Annotated in this window: 16 protein-coding genes; 13 read left to right on the forward strand and 3 right to left on the reverse strand. The window is 66.6% G+C overall.

The annotated features are described in order from the left end of the window. Positions 1 to 144: 144 nt before the first annotated feature. Positions 145 to 492: a hypothetical protein gene (locus tag NCS02_RS24500; protein WP_250503561.1), complete on the reverse strand. Its 348-nt coding sequence runs from the start codon at positions 490 to 492 to the stop codon at positions 145 to 147. On the opposite strand from NCS02_RS24500, the gene NCS02_RS24505 reads away from it, so the two are divergent. The 6 genes from NCS02_RS24505 to NCS02_RS24530 all read left to right on the forward strand — a co-directional run bounded on the left by NCS02_RS24505 (position 479) and on the right by NCS02_RS24530 (position 8,270). Next, a complete protein-coding gene (locus tag NCS02_RS24505) occupies positions 479 to 1,999 on the forward strand; it encodes an outer membrane protein assembly factor BamB family protein (protein ID WP_250503562.1) in 1,521 nt (506 codons plus the stop codon). The two genes, NCS02_RS24500 and NCS02_RS24505, sit on opposite strands and share 14 nt — an antisense overlap. 61 nt (positions 2,000 to 2,060) lie before the next feature. Continuing rightward, a complete protein-coding gene (locus NCS02_RS24510; protein WP_008347619.1) occupies positions 2,061 to 2,636 on the forward strand; it encodes a DUF1993 domain-containing protein in 576 nt (191 codons plus the stop codon). A gap of 54 nt (positions 2,637 to 2,690) precedes the next feature. Beyond that, a complete protein-coding gene (locus tag NCS02_RS24515) occupies positions 2,691 to 3,380 on the forward strand; it encodes an ABC transporter ATP-binding protein (protein ID WP_008347621.1) in 690 nt (229 codons plus the stop codon). After that, a complete protein-coding gene (locus NCS02_RS24520; protein WP_250503563.1) occupies positions 3,377 to 5,920 on the forward strand; it encodes an FtsX-like permease family protein in 2,544 nt (847 codons plus the stop codon). Before NCS02_RS24515 ends, NCS02_RS24520 begins: the two co-directional genes overlap by 4 nt. Further along, a complete protein-coding gene (locus NCS02_RS24525) occupies positions 5,920 to 7,005 on the forward strand; it encodes a lipocalin-like domain-containing protein (RefSeq protein ID WP_250503564.1) in 1,086 nt (361 codons plus the stop codon). The genes NCS02_RS24520 and NCS02_RS24525 overlap by 1 nt, the downstream gene beginning before the upstream one ends. Before the next feature lie 287 nt (positions 7,006 to 7,292). Next, positions 7,293 to 8,270 carry a M23 family metallopeptidase gene (locus NCS02_RS24530; protein WP_250503565.1) on the forward strand — a complete coding sequence of 326 codons (978 nt, stop codon included), beginning with the start codon at positions 7,293 to 7,295 and terminating at the stop codon, positions 8,268 to 8,270. Positions 8,271 to 8,273: 3 nt separating this feature from the next. On the opposite strand, the gene NCS02_RS24535 is transcribed toward NCS02_RS24530, so the two are convergent. Then, positions 8,274 to 9,419: a GGDEF domain-containing protein gene (locus tag NCS02_RS24535; RefSeq protein WP_250523316.1), complete on the reverse strand. Its 1,146-nt coding sequence runs from the start codon at positions 9,417 to 9,419 to the stop codon at positions 8,274 to 8,276. A 297-nt stretch (positions 9,420 to 9,716) separates the two neighbouring features. Between NCS02_RS24535 and NCS02_RS24540 the strand changes: the two genes are divergently transcribed. From NCS02_RS24540 to NCS02_RS24570, 7 genes are all read left to right on the forward strand, one after another. Continuing rightward, positions 9,717 to 10,412, forward strand: a complete 696-nt coding sequence (locus NCS02_RS24540) for an RNA polymerase factor sigma-70 (RefSeq protein WP_008347629.1) — start codon at positions 9,717 to 9,719, stop codon at positions 10,410 to 10,412. Positions 10,413 to 10,449: 37 nt separating this feature from the next. Next, on the forward strand, positions 10,450 to 10,695 hold the full coding sequence (locus NCS02_RS24545) for an MbtH family protein (protein ID WP_008347630.1): 246 nt from the start codon (positions 10,450 to 10,452) through the stop codon (positions 10,693 to 10,695). Next, positions 10,695 to 11,693 carry a TauD/TfdA family dioxygenase gene (locus NCS02_RS24550; protein WP_008347633.1) on the forward strand — a complete coding sequence of 333 codons (999 nt, stop codon included), beginning with the start codon at positions 10,695 to 10,697 and terminating at the stop codon, positions 11,691 to 11,693. The genes NCS02_RS24545 and NCS02_RS24550 overlap by 1 nt, the downstream gene beginning before the upstream one ends. Beyond that, entirely contained in the window at positions 11,690 to 12,505 is an 816-nt protein-coding gene (locus NCS02_RS24555) for an ABC transporter ATP-binding protein (RefSeq protein WP_250437156.1), read from the forward strand. The genes NCS02_RS24550 and NCS02_RS24555 overlap by 4 nt, the downstream gene beginning before the upstream one ends. A gap of 94 nt (positions 12,506 to 12,599) precedes the next feature. After that, complete coding sequence (fhuB, locus tag NCS02_RS24560; RefSeq protein WP_250523317.1) at positions 12,600 to 14,681, forward strand: Fe(3+)-hydroxamate ABC transporter permease FhuB; 2,082 nt, start codon at positions 12,600 to 12,602, stop codon at positions 14,679 to 14,681. After that, positions 14,678 to 15,436 (forward strand): siderophore-iron reductase FhuF, encoded by a 759-nt coding sequence (gene fhuF, locus NCS02_RS24565; protein WP_250503567.1) that lies wholly within the window; start codon positions 14,678 to 14,680, stop codon positions 15,434 to 15,436. The genes fhuB and fhuF overlap by 4 nt, the downstream gene beginning before the upstream one ends. After that, on the forward strand, positions 15,433 to 16,386 hold the full coding sequence (locus tag NCS02_RS24570) for an ABC transporter substrate-binding protein (protein WP_502800900.1): 954 nt from the start codon (positions 15,433 to 15,435) through the stop codon (positions 16,384 to 16,386). Before fhuF ends, NCS02_RS24570 begins: the two co-directional genes overlap by 4 nt. Positions 16,387 to 16,416: 30 nt before the next feature. Here NCS02_RS24570 and NCS02_RS24575 read toward each other — a convergent pair whose 3' ends face one another. Next, positions 16,417 to 18,159, reverse strand: coding sequence for a cyclic peptide export ABC transporter (locus NCS02_RS24575; protein ID WP_250520029.1), 1,743 nt, complete (start codon positions 18,157 to 18,159; stop codon positions 16,417 to 16,419). Positions 18,160 to 18,364: the final 205 nt, after the last annotated feature.

The raw sequence follows: 18,364 nt of genomic DNA on the forward strand, positions 1-18,364 counted from the left end.
TACTGTGCCTTTAACGTCCGCTTGCAGTCCTGCCCGCACGTCCGCGCTGGCTGCCCGATCGTCCGGGTTTTTTTTTTTCCGCTGTCTGCGAATTCGTGAGACGCATACATACAGCCCGCCGACCGTTCCGCCAAAGCCTAGCGTTCAGCCGACCGTCGTCCACTTTTTTAAGCCGTTGCAGACAATAATCGCGACTGCACCGGGGCCGGCCCCTCCTGAACGGAGATCGCAGATGAAAGGGCATTTATCGGTTGGCGTGATCGCAGTCGCTATCGCAGCAATCATCGGTGGATGCAGCGGAGGAAGCTCCTCCGATCCGTCCTCGACATCCGACGGCTCCGCGTCGGCATCCGGTCCCGCGTCGGCGTCGAGCCCAGCGTCGGCATCCAGTCCTTCGGCCGCATCGTCGGCAAACGGCGCGAGCGCGCCCGCGAGCGCAAGCGCTCCCGCGACGAACTCGCCGTCCGCATCGACTCCGATGGATGTCACCACGTATCACAACGACATCCGCCGCACCGCGCGGCAGCTCGCCGAGACCCGGCTCACGCTCGCCAGCGTGAAGTCGTCCACGTTCGGCAAGCTCGGCTTCTATGCCGTCGATGGCGCCGTCGATGCGCAACCGCTCTTTCTCGCCAACGTGCCGATCGCGGGCGGCACGCATAACGTGCTGTACGTCGCGACCGAGAACGCGACCCTCTACGCGTTCGATGCCGACACCGGCGCCGTGCTCTGGCAAGTCTCGACGCTCGGCGCGGGCGAAGTGCCGAGCGACGATCACGGCTGCGACCAGACCACGCCGAAAATCGGCATCACGGCGACGCCGGTCATCGACCGCTCGCGCGGGCCCAACGGCGTGATCTATGTCGTCGGCATGTCGAAGGACAGCGGCGGCGCGTATCACCAGCGCATCCACGCCATCGACATCGCAACGGGCGGCGAACTGTTCGGCGGCCCGACCGAAATCACCGGCTCGTATCCCGGCACCGGATCGGGCAGCGTGAACGGCGTCGTGCCGTTCACGCCGGGCCAGTACATCGAGCGCGCGTCGCTGCTGCTGCTGAACGGCGTCGTCTATACGGCGTGGAGCTCGCATTGCGACACGCTGCCGTATACCGGCTGGCTCATCGGCTACAGCGCGGACACGCTCAAGCAGACGGGCATCCTCAACGTCACGCCGAACGGCGAGATGGGCGGCATCTGGATGGGCGGCGCGGGCCTGGCATCGGACGGCACGTCGATCTATTTCCTCGACGGCAACGGCACGTTCGACGCGACCATCAACGCGCAGGACATGCCGATCAGGAACAACTTCGGCAACGGCTTCCTCAAGGTCACGCCGAGCGCGACGTTCGCGCTTCAGGTCAACGATTACTTCGAGCCGTCGAACACCGTGGTGGAATCGAACCAGGATCTGGATCTCGGCTCGGGCGGCGTGCTCGTGCTGCCCGATGTCACCGACATCAACGGCAACGTGCAGCATCTCGCGATAGGCGGCGGCAAGACGCGCGTCCTCTACGTCGTGAACCGCGATTCGATGGGCAAGTTCGATTCGAACGCGGATCACATCTATCAGCCGCTTTACTCGACGATCACCGGTCCGATGTTCACCGCGCCGGCGTTCTACAACAACACGATCTACGTCGGCCCGGCGGGCGATCATCTGAAGGCGCTGCCCGTCGTCAACGCGATGGTCGCGACGAGCGCATCGAGCCAGACGACGAGTCCCGCGGGCAACTGGAATTTTCCGGGCCTCGCGCCGGTCATTTCCGCGAATGGCAATACCGACGGCATCGTATGGGGCGTCGAGAACACCACGCCGACCGCCGTGCTGCATGCCTACGACGCGAGCAATCTCGCGATCGAGCTTTACAACAGCAATCAGGCGGGCACGCGCGATCAGTTCGGCAACAACAAGTTCATCTCGCCGACGGTCGCGAACGGCAAGGTCTACGTCGGCACGAAGACAGGCGTGATGGTGTTCGGTCTGCTCGGCGGATGACTCGCGCGGGTCGGGGCCGCATCGATATAAGATCGCGTTACCTCGACCCATGGAGCTTCCGATGCAACTGACCCGTCTTCTTGTTCCGACGTTCGTGCAGACGTTGAAGAACCTGTCGGCGTGGCTCGATAAAGCCGCTGCATTTCAGCACGAGAAAGGCGCGAATCCCGACGCGCTGATGACCTTGCGTCTCGCGCCCGACATGTTTCCGCTCGCCGCGCAAGTGCGCTTCGTGTGCTTTCAGGCACAGGAACCGGTGTACCGGCTGCGCGGCGAAGACCTGCCGCAGACAGTGCTGCGCGTGCGGAAAGAAGGCGCGCATTCGAACGAAGCGCCGGGCACGTTCGCCGATGCGCAAGCCTGCATCGCCGATGCGATCGCATTGCTCTCGAACCTCACTTCCGATGCGCTCGACGCCGGAACCGGCGAGCCGATCGCGCTCGATTTGCCAAACGGCATCGTCTTCGACATGACCGGCGAGCAATACGCGCGCGACTGGTCGCTGCCGCAGTTCTATTTCCACGCGATGACCGCTTACGCGATCCTGCGCAACCACGGCGTGCCGCTCGGCAAGCCGGATTACGTGGCGCACATGTTCTCGTATATCCGGCCCGGCACGCTGCCCCAATCGGGCTGAATCCGCGCGACTTCGGCACAATGCTTGCGCAGACACGAACTACGACCTTGCGCCATGCGACCCGCCGACCCGAACGTTTCTCCCGCCCTCGAATGCCGCCGCCTGACGAAAACCTACGGCAGCGGCCGCATCGTGCTCGACGCGCTCGACTTCGCGCTCGGCGCGGGCGAGTTCGTCGCGATCATGGGCGACTCGGGCGTCGGCAAATCGACGCTGCTCAATCTGATCGCGGGCCTCGACACCGCCGATAGCGGCGACGTGCTGATCGACGGCGCATCGATCTCGACGCTTCCCGACGACGCCGCCACGCGCCTACGCCGGCAAAAGCTCGGCTTCGTGTTCCAGGCGTTTCACGTCCTGCCGCATCTGACGCTGTATCAGAACGTCGCGGTGCCGCTGCTGCTGAACGGCATGCCGCCCGCGCCCGCGCGCGCCATGCTCGCGGCGGTCGGCCTCGACGGACGCGGCGACGACATGCCGCGCCAGCTTTCCGGCGGCGAGTTGCAGCGCGTGGCGATTGCGCGCGCGCTGGTGCATCGGCCGCGCCTCATTCTCGCCGATGAACCCACCGGCAATCTCGATCCGCAGACCGCGCACGAAGTGCTCGAATTGCTGCGCGCCGAAACCAAGGCGACGCGCGCCGCGACGGTGATGGTCACGCATTCCGAAGCGGCGGCCGCGTTCGCGGATCGCGTCGTGATTCTGCGCGACGGCGCCTTGCACGCCGCGACGCTCGCCCGATGAGCGATATCGCCGCCGGAAGCGGATTCGTCGACACGCTCACGCGCTGGCTGCTCGGCGCGCAATGGCGCAGCCATCGCGGACGCGCGCTCGTCGCCATGCTGACGATCGCGCTCGGCGTCGGGCTCGGTTATGCGGTGCAACTCATCAACGGCGCGGCGTTCAACGAGTTTTCCGCCGCCGCGCGCAGCCTTTCCGGTCAAGCCGACTTGCAAGTGCGCGGCGCGCAGCCTTTCATCGACGAGAGCGTTTATCCGCGGCTCGCGACGCGCGCGGGCGTGTCCGCCGCGAGTCCGGTGCTCGAACTCGATGTCGCCGTGCCCGGCAAGAACGCGCCGCTCAAGGTGCTCGGCATCGACGTGTTCCGCGCGAAGCGCATCGCGCCGGACCTGACCGGCGTGCCCTCGCCGGAAGCATCGTTCGATGTTCTCGCCGATGACGCGATCTTTCTTTCGCCCGCCGCGCTCGCCTGGCTCGGCGCGCGCGATGGCGGACGCATCGAATTGCAAAGCGGCACGTCGCCGGTGACGTTGCGCGTCGCGGGCGGCATCGCGCGAACGCGTCCCGGCCAGCGCATCGCGGTGATGGATATCGCCGCCGTGCAGAACCGCTTCGCCATGGCGGGCAAGCTATCGCGCGTGGATGTGCAACTCGCGCGCGGCGTCGATCGCGATGCGTTCCGCGAGACGCTGCAACGCGAACTCGGCGCGCGGCTCGTCGTGACCGGCACGCAGGATATCGAGAGCCGGACGGACCGGCTGTCGCGCGCGTATCGCATCAATATGAACGTGCTCGCGCTCGTCGCGCTGTTTACCGGCGCGTTTCTCGTGTTCTCGACGCAAGCCGCGGGCGTCGTGCGCCGTCGCGCGCAATTCGCGATGCTGCGCGTGCTCGGCATGACGCGCGCATCGCTCGTGCGGCAGATCATGCTCGAAGGCGCGCTGCTCGGCGTGGTGGGCGGCGTGCTCGGCATCGCGCTCGGCTTCACGGTCGCGGCGCTCGCGTTGCGCTTTTTCGGCAGCGATCTCGGCGGCGGATATTTTCCGGGCGTCGAGCCGCGCGTCGTCTTCGATCCGCTAGCGAGCGCGATCTTTCTCGCGCTGGGCATCGGCGTCGCGCTCGCGGGCACGCTCGTTCCCGCGCTCGAAGCGGCGCGCGCCCGGCCCGCGCCCGCGTTGAAGGCGGGCAGCGAAGAAGCCGCGCTCGCACCGCTCGGCACGCCGTGGCCCGCGCTCGCGTGCCTCGCGGCAGGCGCGGCGCTGACGCAGGCGCCGCCCGTTTTCGATGCGCCCATCGGCGGTTATCTCGCCGTCGCGCTGCTGCTCGTCGGCGGCATCGCGCTGATGCCGCGTGTCACCGCATTCGTGTTCCGCCGCGCGATGAAACCGCGCAACGCCGTCGCGACGCTCGCGCTCGCGCGTCTCGCGAATGCGCCCGGGCAGGCATCGATCGCGATGGGCGGCGTGCTGTCGAGCTTCACGCTGATCGTCGCGATGGCGATCATGGTGACGAGCTTTCGCGTGTCCGTCGAAGACTGGCTCGCGCATCTGCTGTCGGCGGATCTTTATGTGCGGATCGCATCGAGCGGCGACACGGGCGGCTTGCAGCCCGATCAGCAAACGCAGATCGCAGCAGTCGATGGCGTCGCGCACGCGGCGTTCACGCGCGCGACGAAGCTGACGCTCGATCCCGCGAAGCCGCCGGTCGCGCTGATCGCGCGCGAGCTCGACGCCGCCGATCCCGGCGCGACGTTGCAGATGACCGGCGATGCGTTGCCGCCATCCGCGTGGCGCGCGGGCGAAACGCCGGTCTGGGCCTCGGAAGCGATGGCCGATCTGTATGGCTATCGCGTGGGCGAGCGCGTGAGCTTGCCCGTCGGCGGCGCGGGCGAGCGTTTCGTCGTCGCGGGCATATGGCGCGACTACGTGCGGCAGACGGGCGCGCTGCAAATGCGTATCGCGGACTATCGGCGGCTGACCGGCGACACGGCCGCCACCGACATCGCCATTACCTTGCGCGCGGGTTCGGGCGCGGCGCAGGTCATCGACGCGATCAAAAAGCTGCCCTTCGGCGGCGCGCTCGAATTCTCGCAACCGGGCGAGATCCGCGCGCGCACGCTGACCATTTTCGACCGCAGTTTCGCCGTGACGTATCTGCTCGAAGCGGTCGCGATCGTCATCGGGCTGTTCGGCGTCGGCGCGACGTTTTCGATGCAGACGCTCGCGCGCTCGCGCGAATTCGGCATGCTGCGGCACGTCGGCGTGACGCGCGCGCAGATTCTCGGGCTGCTCGCTTCGGAGGCGGGCTGGCTCACGCTGCTCGGCATCGCGATGGGCTGCGTGCTCGGCTTCGCGATCAGCCTGATTCTCGTGTTCGTCGTGAATCCGCAGTCGTTTCACTGGAGCATGTCGCTGCACATTCCGTCGACGATGATCGCGGCGATCGCGTGCGTGATGATGGTGTCGTCGTGCGCGACGGCGGTGCTGTCGGGCCGGCGCGCCGTGTCGGTCGATGCGGTGCGCGCCGTGCGGGAGGACTGGTGATGCGCGCGCTGCTTTTCGCGTTGATGCTCATGTCGATGACCGCATTCGCCGGCGAGCCGAAGTTCGCGCCCGTCGCGCCCGGCCACGTCATCGACTGGCCGAAGGACAGCGGCGCGCATCCGCCGTATCGCACGGAATGGTGGTACGCGACCGGCTGGCTCGAGACGGCGGAGCACCAGCCGCTCGGGTTTCAGATCACGTTCTTTCGCTCGAACACCGGCAAGAAGCACGGCAAGAGCGCGTTCGATCCGTCGCAACTCGTCATCGCGCATGCGGCGTTGTCCGATCCCGCGTACGGGCGGCTCGCGCACGATCAGAACATCGCGCGGCAGGGCTTCGGTCTGGCGTACGCGAAGGAAGGCAACACCGACGTCAAGCTCGACGCATGGCGCATGTCGCGCGCGGCGCACGGCAGCTACACGGTCATCGCCGATGCCGCCGGATTCGCGCTCCATCTCACCTTCACGCCGACGCAGCCGCCGATGTTCCAGGGCGAAGGCGGCTACTCGCGCAAAGGGCCGTCGCCGGAGCAGGCGAGCTATTACTACAGCGAGCCGCAGCTCAAGGTGACGGGCAGCGTCGTGCGGCCATCGGCATCGGGGAAGGAGAGCGCGGGCGTCGCCGTGACGGGCCGTGCCTGGCTCGACCACGAATGGTCGAGCACGTTGCTGCCATCCGATGCGGCCGGCTGGGACTGGCTCGGCGCGAATCTCGACGACGGCTCCGCGCTGATGGCCTTCAAGGTCCGCGCCCGCGACGGCCATTCGGTCTGGGCGCACGCCGCTTTGCGCGATCGCGACGGCCGCACCCGACAATTCGGCCCCGGCGATGTGGAATTCACGCCCGAGCGCGAGTGGCGCTCGCCACGCACGAACACGACGTATCCGGTGGCGATGAACCTGCGCGTCGGCGGAATGCGCTGGCGGCTGACTCCGCTCATGGACGATCAGGAACTCGACTCGCGCGATTCGACCGGCGCGCTGTACTGGGAAGGCGCGGTCACGCTCGACGGCGACGGCGGAAAAGGACGCGGATATCTCGAACTGACGGGATACGCAAAGACGATCGAGATCGAAAAGCGGTGAAGTGGCGGCATCCTCGTGCAACTGCAGCGAAACTTCGTACAAAAGCGTAAAAAGGGGCAGCTTAAGCTTCGTTTAAGAAAAGTCTCATAGTCTCGCTCGACACGCCTCCGCCGTCTCGCCTTTCCATGTCAGCGCGCCTTTTTGTCCGAAGTTCCCCGACGATTTGCCCGCTTTCGCGGCAGATCGAATGACACGCGCGTTTTCCCGACACTCGCGGCCCGCGCCGCGCCTTCTGATCCTTCGACCGATGCGCCCTAAGCGCGCGTCGCTCGATCCGCCTCCCGCCGATGCCTTTATCTTCTTCCAACGCCTTGCCCGGCAAGGCAGGCCGACTGCTTTTCACTTGCGCGATCGGTTCTATCTGTACGGTCGTGGTCTGCAACGCGCTGCATCGTCCGACCGCGCCTTCGGCCGATGAGGACTACACGCCCGCCGTATCGCTGCCCCAGCGCGCCGCGCCGAAAACGCCGCCCGCGCCGACACGCACCACTGAAAGCGCGACCGTCGACGAGACGTTCTCCGATGCCGCGCAAAGCCTCGGCATCGACCAAGGGACGATCGCGACGCTCACCGAAGCGTTCGCGAGCAACGTCGACATGCGGCGCGATCTCAGAAAGGGCGACACGCTCAGCGTGGTCTATGACCGTCCGCAAGGCAGCGCAACCGCCGATGACCCGCCGCTCGCCGTGCGTCTGACGACCGGATCGTCATCGCACGACGTGTTCCTTTATCGCGATCCGAACGGCGAAACGCGCTATTACGCGAAGGACGGCAAGAGCACAAAACCCGCGTTATCGCGCTATCCGGTTGCGTTCACGCGGGTATCGTCGGACTTCTCGCTGCGAAGGTTCGATCCGGTCGTGCATCGCTGGCAAAGTCACGACGGCGTCGATCTCGCCGCGCCCATCGGGACGCCGGTGCACGCGACGGCGCAGGGCAAGGTGACGTTTGTCGGCAGGCAGACGGGTTACGGCAAGGTCGTCATGCTGGAAAATCCGCCGCCGTATTCGACCGTCTACGCGCATCTTTCGCGTTTCGCGAAAGGCATCAGGACTGGCGGAACGGTGCAGCGCGGGCAGGTGATCGGCTATGTCGGCGAAACGGGTTGGGCGACCGGACCGCATCTGCACTACGAAGTGCACGTGGATGACGTCGCGATGGACCCGCTCACCGTCGATCTTCCCGGCGACGATCGTCTGCACGGCGAAGAACGCCAGCGATTCGCGAGGGAAGCGGAAGCGCTGAGCGCCGAGCTCAACGGCTGACGTTCAGACGGCGAGACCGGCCGATTCCCGCACGGCCGCCAGAACGCGGCGGCTCTTGCCTGCGCGCTTGGCTTCGTAGAGCGCGTTGTCGGCGTCGCGCAGCACGCCGTCGAGTTCGTCGTGATGATGATCGAACATCGCGACGCCGATGCTCACGCCGATCTCCAGCATCGCGCCGGCATCGGTGACGAAGGGCTTCGACAACTCGCGCACGATGACATCCGCGAGCGCGAGCGGATCGGCCTGCGGCGGCGTGACGATCACGAACTCGTCGCCGCCGAGCCGCGCGACCAGCGATCCTTCGCCCGACAGATGCCGCAAACGGCGCGCGACCAGCGCGAGCAGCGTATCGCCGATTTCGTGGCCGTGGGCGTCGTTGATGGCCTTGAAGCCGTCGAGATCGAGATAGAGCAGGGCGGTGTGCTCTGGCGCGCTCGACCGGACCGCCCGGAAAAGACCCGCGCGGTTGAGGAGCCCGGTCAGTTCGTCGTGGCGCGCGCGGCGATCGTTTTCCTGTTCGGCTTTCATCGTGGAGACGAGCATGCCGTTCAGACGCCACGCGGCGGCGCTCATCGCAAAAAGATTAAACGGGATTTGCAAAAGCGTGAGCCAGAGCGTCGGCTCGCCCGAGAGCACCGCGCCGATGCAGCACGGCCCGAGCGACAAAAAGATCATCACCGCGACGAGACGCGGCGCGCCGAAATTGCGGAAGCAGATGCCGCCGACCATCGCGGCGGCGGACAGAAACGACAGCGTCGCGGCGACCCAGTCGCCCGACAGCACGGAGACCAGCGCGCCGTAGCCGACGGTTGCGCCCCAAAGCGGCGCGAGAAGCACGTAGGTATCCGTCAGCGTCGATTTGCGCTCGCGCGCGCGGCGTCGCGCGACGACGAGCACGACGAGCCGCACGAGACACACGGCGATTTCGAGCGCGAGCCAGATGTGGAAAGCGGGCGTCGGATGGCGGCCGTCCAGCACCCACGCGACGGCGACCGTGTTCAGCACGCCGCCCGCGAATATCGGCAGCGTGCCGAACAGGCTTCCGACGAGGGCGACGCGGATCGCGCGGGGAATGTCGGCTCCCGCGTGCAGCAACCACGTCGCCGCACGTCCGCGCGGCAGGGTGAACACCTCAGTTTGTTGTTCCATATCGGGCTTTTCGCGTCACGGTCGGGCCGGACCACACTGCGGATAACGGTCGTTCGCATCGAAACTTTAGTAGGCCGCCGCTTAACAACGGCGTGCAATCGGTTGGGAACAGGCGATAAAAAATAGTTATTCGCGGCGTGTTCTTGACTTTTTGTCCGCTTCGCGCGCGCCCATATCCGCTCGGGGAATCCGTCCGAATCGCGCGAAACCTTACGACCTGCTGTCATGTAGGGCTTTATTGAGAACGATTCGCGTTTACGTTAGCTTCGCGACTCCTACGGAAGTGGAGCACGATTTATGGCTTACATGCACATACAGCCGGCATCGTCGAAGCGTTCTTCGACCTCGCCGCCGCCTTCGAATCTGCCTCTCGATGCTTACTGGCATCGGCGCGAACCCGCCGTCGCGCGTCCGGCGCCGCCCGAGCGCGAAGCCACCGGGCGCAGCCTGCTCGATCTCGCCATCGCCAACCGGCAGATGCTCGTGAACATGGCGCGCGGCGTCGTCGGTTGCGCGAGCCGTGCCGAGGACGTGGTGCATGACGTCTTCGTCAGTCTCATCGACTTGCCGCAGCAGGACGCCGTGCGTCAGCCGATGGGCTACATCGCGCGCATGGTGCGCAATGCGTCGATCGACGCGTGCAGGCGGCAAAGCCTCGAAAACATCTATCGCGCGGACGAGGAGGACGGCCTCGACGTGCCCTCGCACGAACTCTCGCCCGAAGCGCGCGCGCAGGCCCGCGACACGCTGCACCGCGTCTGCGATGCGCTCGCGCAGTTGCCCGAGCGCAATCGCGCCGCCTTCGAAATGGTGCGGCTGCGCGACGAGACGCTGCAAAGCGCGGCGCGCGCGCTGAACGTCTCGCAGACGCTCGTGCACTTCATGGTGCGCGACGCCCAGCAGCATTGCGCCGCTTGCCTCGACGCGCGCGAACGCAATGTCGCGTGTCCGGCGTTCGTCGGCGGTAAAAAAGCGCGCCGCTCATCCGTCTAGTCGATATAGGCCAACTCGCAGAGAGAGAGACATCACCATGTCGCAACAGCAGAACCACGCAGCCGACGATCTCGTCTACACGGTCGTCATCAACGACGAAGAGCAGTATTCGATCTGGCCGACGTTCCGCGACGTGCCCGCGGGATGGCGCGAAGCCGGCAAGCGCGGCGCGAAGGCCGATTGCCTCGCGTACATCGAACAGGTCTGGACCGACATGCGCCCCGCGAGCCTGCGCCGTCACATGGACGCCATCGCCACACAAGCCCGCGCGAGCCTGAACTGATGAGCGCGCTCTCCGTGACCGCGCCCGCGCTCGCCGATCTGCGGATCGAGCCGGGCTTGCCGGTCGTCGTATCGCCGCGCGCGGGCGTCGATCTGTCGCTCGCCGATGCCGCGCCGCTGCTGCATTCGATCGTCGCGGAATCGCTCGAACGCGCGGGCGGCGTGCGCTTCACCGGCTTTCGCGTCGAGTCGATCGAGGCGTTCCAGCAATTCGCCGCGTCGTTCGGCGATCCGCTGATCGGCTACGAATTCGCCTCGACGCCGCGCAGCCAGGTCGAGGGCGCGGTGTACACGTCGACGGAATATCCGCCGCATCGCTCGATTCCGCTGCACAACGAGCAATCGTACACGCGCGAATGGCCGATGCGCATCTGGTTCCACTGCGCGCTCGCGGCGCGTGCGGGCGGCGCGACGCCGATCGCCGACAGCCGCGCGGTGTATCGCGCGCTCGGTCCGGCGCTCGTCGAACGCTTCGCGAAGCGCGAGCTGCTGTACGTGCGCAACTTCGGGCAAGGACTCGATCTGCCGTGGCAGAACGCGTTCGGCACGGACGATCCGCGCGAGGTCGAGCGCATCTGCGCGGCGCGCGGGATTGCCTGCGCGTGGCGCGACAGCGACGACGGCGAACTGCTGCTGCGCACGGAAGAGCGTTGTCAGGCGGTCGCGCGGCATCCGCGCACGGGCGACATGGTCTGGTTCAATCAGGCGAATCTCTTTCATCTTTCCGCGCTCGACGACGACATGCAGGAAGCGCTCGTCGATGCCGTCGGATTGGAAAACGTGCCGCGCAACGTCTTTTACGGCGACGGCGCGCCGCTCGAAGCCGATGCGCTCGCCGAGATCCGCGCGGTGCTCGACGAAAAGCGCATCGCATTTCCGTGGCTCACCGGCGACGTGCTGATGCTCGACAACATGCTGACCGCGCACGCGCGCGATCCGTTCGAAGGACCGCGCCGCGTCGTCGTGGCGATGGCGCAGAGTTACCGCGAGGCGCGATGACATTGCCCGTGGCGCTGCGCGCGCGTTCGTTGACGGTCGCCTATCGCGACGACGTCGTGCTGGAAAACCTCGACATCGATATCGCCGAAGGGCGCGTCACCGCGTTATGCGGACCGAACGGCTGCGGCAAGAGCACGTTGTTGCGCACGCTCGCCGGTTTGCAGGCGGCGCGCGCGGGATCGGTCGACGTGAACGGCAAGCCGCTCGCATCGATGCGCCGCCGCGCGCTCGCCCGCACGCTCACCATGCTCGCGCAGTTCAATCAGATTCCGGCGGGACTCACGGTGCGCGAACTCGTCGCCTACGGACGCTACGCGCACGGCGGCTGGATGCGCGGTCTCACGCGCGCGGACCACGCGGCGATCGATGCGGCGCTCGACGCGAGCGGACTCGTCGACGATGCCGCGCGCGATGTCGCCGCGCTTTCCGGCGGCGAGCGTCAGCGTGCGTGGATCGCGATGGCGCTCGCGCAGGAAGCGCCGATCGTGCTGCTCGACGAGCCGACGACGTACCTCGACATCCATCATCAGCTCGACATCCTGCGGGAATTGCGGCGGCTCAATCGCGAGCGCGGACTCACGATCGTCTGGGTGCTGCACGACCTGAATCAGGCGGCGGCGTTCTCCGACGAAATCGTGCTGATGCGCGCGGGGCGTATCGTCGCGCAAGGCTCGCCCGAAGCGATGATCGATCCGCGTCATTTGCTGGAGACTTTCGGCGTTCGCATGCTGCGCGTCACGCATCCGCAGACGGGCGCGCCGATGTGCGTGCCCGCTTACGATGGCGTCGAAGAACGGAGCATCGCCGCATGACGACGCTCGCGACTCGCCGCCGCCTGCATCGCGCGCATTCGTTCTGGGCGCGCGTGTCGCTCGTCATCGATCTGATCGCCGGACGCCGAACGACATGACGACGCTCGCCACGGCAAACGCATCGCGGGATCGCGTGGCCGCGCCGAATCGCGCGGGCGCGATCGCGTGTGCGTTGATCGCGCTGATTCTCGCGCTGGCCGCGCTGCGTCTCTATCCCGAACTGCGCGCGTGGCTCGATGCGCCATCGGGCACGGATGCCGCGCGTCTCGCGCATGTCTTTCTCTTCGATCTGGGCGCGCCGCGCGTGGCCGCCGCGCTCGTCGCGGGCGGCTGTCTCGCGGTCGCGGGCACGCTCTTTCAGGCGCTGACGCGCAACCCGCTCGCCGCGCCCGATCTGCTCGGCATCACCGGCGGCGCGCAGCTCGGGCTGCTCGCGGCGATGATCGCGCCGGAGGTCGTCGGCGCGGCGTCGGTGCCGTTGCTGTTCGTCTGCGGGCTCGCGGCGGCGGGTTGCGTCGCGGCCGCGGCGGGCGGCTGGCGCGCGACGCCCTTGCGCCTCGTGCTCGCGGGCAGCGTGTGCATGCTGCTTTTTTCCGCGGTCTCGACGCTCTTGCTCGCGTTCTTCGAGCAGACGGTCGTCGGCGCGTCGCTGTGGGCGAGCGGCAGTCTGTATCAGCCCGGCGCGACGGGATTGATGTCGGCGCTGCGCTGGCTCGTGTTGCCGCTTCTCGCGCTGCCGTTCGTGATGCGCCCGCTCGATCCGTTCGCGCTCGGCGACGATGCCGCTGTCGCCGCCGGCGTGAACGTCGATGCGACGCGTCTCTTCGCGATGACGGTCGCGGTCGGCTTCGCGAGCGTCGCGGTGGCGATCGCGGGCCCGCTGTCGTACGTCGGGCTGATCGCGCCGAATCTGCTGCGTCATCTGCGCGGCGCGAAAGCGTCGAAGCTCGCGGCGCTCGTGCCGCTCTCCGCGCTCGCGGGCGGCGCGCTCGTACTCGCGACCGACAGCGCCGTGCTCGCGCTCGATCTCGATTCGACCTTGTCGACGGGCGTCGCGATCGCATTCGTCGGCACGCCGCTGATGCTCGCGATGATCAGGAGCGGCGCGGCGTGGTCCGGCGCGCTGCACGCGGGCCAGGCGCGCGAATCGGCGCGGCGCGGCATGGGCGCGGTGCGGGCGTTGTCCGCGTGGCCGTCGCCTGCGCTCGCCGCTTTGCTCCTCGCCATCGGATGCGCGGTGCTCGCGATCGGCGCATCCATCGGTCCGACGATGCTCGGCCCCGCACGCTGGATCGATGCGCTCGCGCACCGCGACGACATCGCCCGCATGCTGCTCGAACTGCGCGTGCCGCGTCTTTTGTGCGCGTTGCTCGCGGGCGCGCTGCTCGCATCGAGCGGCGTGCTGATGCAGAGCATCGTGCGCAATCCGCTCGCCGGACCGGAAGTGCTCGGCGTGACGCAAGGCGCGGGTCTCGCGACGCTCGCCGCGCTGATGATCTGGCCGCTCGCCGGGCATCTCTTTCTCGCGGCGGCCGCGTTGACCGGCGGCGCGACGCTCGGCATCACGCTGCTTTTCAATCGGCGGCATCGATACGCGCCGCTCGCGGTGGCGCTGACGGGCATCGTCATCGGCACGTTATGCACGACGCTCGCGCAATGGCTCATCACGCAGCAGAGCGTGCAGCCGGCGCGTTTTGTCGTGTGGCTCGTCGGCGGCACGTATGGGCGGAGCTGGGGCGAAGTCGCGACGATTCTGCCGTGGTGCGCGCTCGCGCTGCCGGTGCTGGCGTTGCTCGCGCGTCCGCTCGATCTGCTCGCGCTCGGCGACGAACAGGCGCTGGCGCTCGGCCTGCCGATCGCGCTCTTGCGTCCGCTCGTGCTCACGGTCGCGACGCTCGCCGCGTGCGCGGCGGTGGCGGCGGTCGGGCCGGTCGGCTTCATCGGCCTGATGGCGCCGCATCTCGCGACGATGCTCGGCGCGCGCACGCACGGCACGCGGCTCTGGCTCGCGGCATTGCTGGGCGCGCTCGTGCTCGCCGCCGCCGATCTCGCCGCGCGCACCCTGCTCGCGCCGCGTGAGATTCCGGCGGGCGTTCTGACCGCGCTGATCGGCGCGCCTTACATGCTGGCGCTGCTCGTCATCGAAACGCGTCGCGAGAAGGGCCGCGCGCGATGACAGAGCAAGCGCGTTCCTTCGCTGAATTCGCGCCGCCCGAGCTTGCGCCGTATCTGCAGAACGTGTGGCTCGGCAAGCCGGACGACGATGCACAACGCATCGCGCTGACATCGCTCGCCGATCATCGCGATGCATTGCTCGCCGCGATGATCGCGCTCTATGGCGGCGATGCCGCGCTTCATGCGCGCGCGCTGCTGTCGCAATGGAGCAAGTACTACTTCGGCCTCGCGGCGCCCGCGGGCGTGGCGGCGGCGAGGCTGCTCGGGCGTCCGCTCGATATGTCGCCCGAACGCACGCATCTCGTGCTGAAAGAGGGCATGCCCGCCGCGCTTCATTTCGATGCCGATGCATTGCGCGCACCCGATGCCGATCCCGCGCGCCGCTATGCGAGTCTCGTCGCGCATCTGGACAGCGTGATCGGCATGATCGCGGGCATGACGAAGATCGCACCGCGCGTGCTGTGGAGCAACGCGGGCAACGTGCTGGACTATTTGCTCGCGAATTGCCGGTCGATTTTCAGCGATGCCGATATCGACGCGGCCTGGCTCTTTCGCGCCGGCGATGCGAATCCGCTGCGCACGCCGATCCGCGATGCGACGCCGCGATCGACGGTTCTGCCCAACCCGTTTCGCGCGCGCCGCGTATGCTGCGTGCGCTATGAGATTCCCGGAGAGACGCAACTGTGCGCAAGCTGCCCGCTGCTTTTGACGATGCGCGACGAAGAACTCGCTTTGCAAGACGCCATCTCTCGATAGCGCTTGGAGCGTGTCTGTGCATCGCGTTCTGCGGTCAGCGCGCGCTCGCCTGCGCGCCGCTCGCCGGCAATCCGACCGTGTCGCAATTCAGCAAGACGATGCCTGCGCGCCCGTTGCGCATCGTCGTGCTCGAATTCATGTTCGCCGAAGACGTGGCCGCGATCGAAATGACGCCCGTCGGTGTCGTCGATCCCGAGTATTACGACGGCTGGATCGGCTACGACAGCGCGCGCTTCGAAGGCGTGCCGACGGTCGGCACGCGTCAGGAACCGAGTCTGGAAGCGATCGCATCGACGCGGCCGGATCTGATCATCGGCGTGGGTTATCGACATGCGCCGATTTTCGCGGCGCTGGATCGCATCGCGCCGACGGTGCTGTTTCAATTCAGCCCGGATGTGCAGAACGGCAAAGCCGATGGCGCGCGCACGCAGCTCGAATGGACGCGCAGCATCTTTCACACGATCGCGTGCATGACAGGACGCGAAGAGCAGGCGCGCATCGCCGATGCCAAGCTCGATGCGGGACTGGCTCGCGATGCCGCGCGTCTGAAGGAAGCGGGTTTGACGGGCACGCGCTTCGCGCTGTTGCAAGACCTCGGCCTGCCCGACCGATACTGGGCTTATACGGGTAACAGCACGGCGGCGGGCGTCGCGCGTGCGCTCGGCGTTCATCTGTGGCCTGAAAAGCCCACGCGCGAAGGCACGGTGTATGTGACGTCGGCGGACTTCCTGAAGCGGCCGGATGTGGCCGTGCTGTTCGTGACGACATCGAATGCGGCGACGTCCGTCGATGCCACACTCGATTCGCCGATATGGCGCTTCGTGCCCGCGAAGAAGGCACAGCGCGTGACGCTCGTCGAACCGAATATCTGGGGATTCGGCGGGCCGATGTCGGCGTTGAAGCTCGGCGACATGATTACCGAAAAGCTGCTTGCGTTGCCGAAGCATTGAAAAAACGGGGCCTTGCGCCCCGTTCATCGTTCAACCCGATGTGCCATTCGCCTGAACGTCGAGCGTTGCCGCTCTCACGCCGCCGCCGCGCGTCTCGTTCACGACCATTCCGTTCTCCAGCTTCAGCACGCGATCCGCGATGGAGAAATAGCGGTCGTCATGCGTCACGACGATGACAGTCTTGCCACGCGCACGCAACTCCGGCAACAACTGCTCGTAGAACACCGCTTTGAATGCCGGGTCCTGATCGGCGGCCCATTCATCGAAGAGATAGAGCGGACGGTCTTCGAGATACGCGACCACCAGCGCAAGCCGTTTGCGCTGACCTGTGGAAAGCGAGCGCGTCGAGAACGCGCCATCGACGACCTTCACCTTGTGATCCAGCGACAGCTTCGCGACGAGCGCATTCGCGCGGGCATCCGCGGCCGCGCGCGACGCATCGTTCGGATCGACGATGCCGAGCAGCGCATCGAACAGATGGAAGTCGTTGAACACGGCAGTGAAACGCTCGCGATATGCAGCGCGATTCGTTGCATCGACCGCGACGCCATCGACTTCGATCACGCCCGATTCAGGCTCATAAAGCCCTGTAAGCACTTTCGCAAGCGTGGTCTTGCCGCTGCCGTTTCCGCCGACGATGAACACGAGTTCACCCGGCCTGAACGTCAGATCGACGGGACCGATGCGGAACATGCGCTCGTCGCGTTCATGGAAATACGAGTGCGCGACGCCGCGCATGGTGAGCGTGTGAAAGCCCGCATCATCGGCGGAGGAAACAGAAACAGAAGATAGGCGCAGACTGCCGAACTCCGCCATCACGTTCTCGATGCGCGCCAGCGAAACGCGCGCCGCGTTCAGCGTGGGAATGTTGTTGAGCAGACCATCGAGCGGCACCAGCATGAACAGAAACACGACAACGTAGCCTGCTGTCGCGCCCGCATCCGCGCGCACGCCGAGCGATGGCCAGAACGCCGCAGCACCGAGAAAGCCGTAGAACAGAAAGATGATCCAGCCCACGCCGATCGCATAGGCGCTGAACGCGCGCCGCCGATGATCGCGCACTTCGCCGATTGCCGCGCCGAGTTGTCCATCGACGAACTGCTGCGAGCGCGCGCGATGCAGCTTCAATTCCTTCGCGCCCGCAAAGAGCGCGCCGAGATAGCCGAACAGCTTGTCCTGCGATTGCCCGGCCGCTTCGAGCGAAGCGATCGCGCGCTTGTCGCCGAGGTGATAGCCGAGCGATCCCGTGATGATCGCCGCGAGCGCGAGCAGGCAAACCGGCCACGACAGCCACGCGAGATAGCCGAGGCAGCCGAACACGATCGATCCGTGCATCACGATGTTCGGCAACGCGAAGAAGAGCATGGAGACATTGGTGGCGTCGTCGGTCAATACGGACTGAACGGGCGCCGCGCCGATGCGCTCGACATCGCGCAACTCCGCCGCCGCCACGCGCCGCGCGACATGCTCGCGCAGTTGCGCCATCGTGTCCTGCGAGAGCCGCGCGAACAGCACGCCCGATACGACGCGCGTGAAGAGCGCGATGACCGCGCACAACGCAAAGCGCCAGGCGAGCGCGCCATCGGCGGATGAAGGCGTCGATAGCGCGCGATTGAGCGTCGCGACGAGCATCACGCTCGCGATGCCGTTCATCACGCAGGCGACGAGCGCCACCGCGAATGCGCCGCGCGAGCGCTTGAGCAACGCGAGGATGAGGCGCGCAGCGGGCTTCTGCGTGGCGGAAGAATCTAAAGGCTCGTGGATAGCAGTCATTGGCAGGGCATCACTGAACTGAAGTCGGAAAGCGGCGCTGAACGCACCTCTACATAGAGACGTTTCAGCACGACGAATCTTTAGCGCATGAAAAGCGGTAAAAATTTTTTCGCGCGAATCGTCATCCCGAATGAAGCCGCATTTTCAGCGGCCCACGTTCGTGCCGCAGCTTTTCCCGATGCGGCCGGAACCCGAAGGAATTCAT

The sequence above is a fragment of the Caballeronia sp. NCF2 genome, assembly GCF_023631205.1.
In the GTDB taxonomy this organism is placed as follows: Bacteria; Pseudomonadota; Gammaproteobacteria; order Burkholderiales; family Burkholderiaceae; genus Caballeronia; species Caballeronia zhejiangensis.

Bases quoted from the DNA above. Each gene is read 5' to 3' on its own strand.
- NCS02_RS24545 (WP_008347630.1), top strand. From the start codon at position 10,450: ATGTCGCAACAGCAGAACCACGCAGCCGACGATCTCGTCTACACGGTC.
- NCS02_RS24555 (WP_250437156.1), top strand. From the start codon at position 11,690: ATGACATTGCCCGTGGCGCTGCGCGCGCGTTCGTTGACGGTCGCCTAT.
- NCS02_RS24515 (WP_008347621.1), top strand. From the start codon at position 2,691: ATGCGACCCGCCGACCCGAACGTTTCTCCCGCCCTCGAATGCCGCCGC.
- NCS02_RS24510 (WP_008347619.1), top strand. From the start codon at position 2,061: ATGCAACTGACCCGTCTTCTTGTTCCGACGTTCGTGCAGACGTTGAAG.
- NCS02_RS24505 (WP_250503562.1), top strand. From the start codon at position 479: ATGGATGTCACCACGTATCACAACGACATCCGCCGCACCGCGCGGCAG.
- NCS02_RS24525 (WP_250503564.1), top strand. From the start codon at position 5,920: ATGCGCGCGCTGCTTTTCGCGTTGATGCTCATGTCGATGACCGCATTC.
- NCS02_RS24575 (WP_250520029.1), bottom strand. From the start codon at position 18,159: ATGACTGCTATCCACGAGCCTTTAGATTCTTCCGCCACGCAGAAGCCC.
- NCS02_RS24550 (WP_008347633.1), top strand. From the start codon at position 10,695: ATGAGCGCGCTCTCCGTGACCGCGCCCGCGCTCGCCGATCTGCGGATC.
- NCS02_RS24530 (WP_250503565.1), top strand. From the start codon at position 7,293: ATGCCTTTATCTTCTTCCAACGCCTTGCCCGGCAAGGCAGGCCGACTG.
- NCS02_RS24535 (WP_250523316.1), bottom strand. From the start codon at position 9,419: ATGGAACAACAAACTGAGGTGTTCACCCTGCCGCGCGGACGTGCGGCG.
- fhuB (WP_250523317.1), top strand. From the start codon at position 12,600: ATGACGACGCTCGCCACGGCAAACGCATCGCGGGATCGCGTGGCCGCG.
- NCS02_RS24520 (WP_250503563.1), top strand. From the start codon at position 3,377: ATGAGCGATATCGCCGCCGGAAGCGGATTCGTCGACACGCTCACGCGC.
- NCS02_RS24540 (WP_008347629.1), top strand. From the start codon at position 9,717: ATGGCTTACATGCACATACAGCCGGCATCGTCGAAGCGTTCTTCGACC.
- fhuF (WP_250503567.1), top strand. From the start codon at position 14,678: ATGACAGAGCAAGCGCGTTCCTTCGCTGAATTCGCGCCGCCCGAGCTT.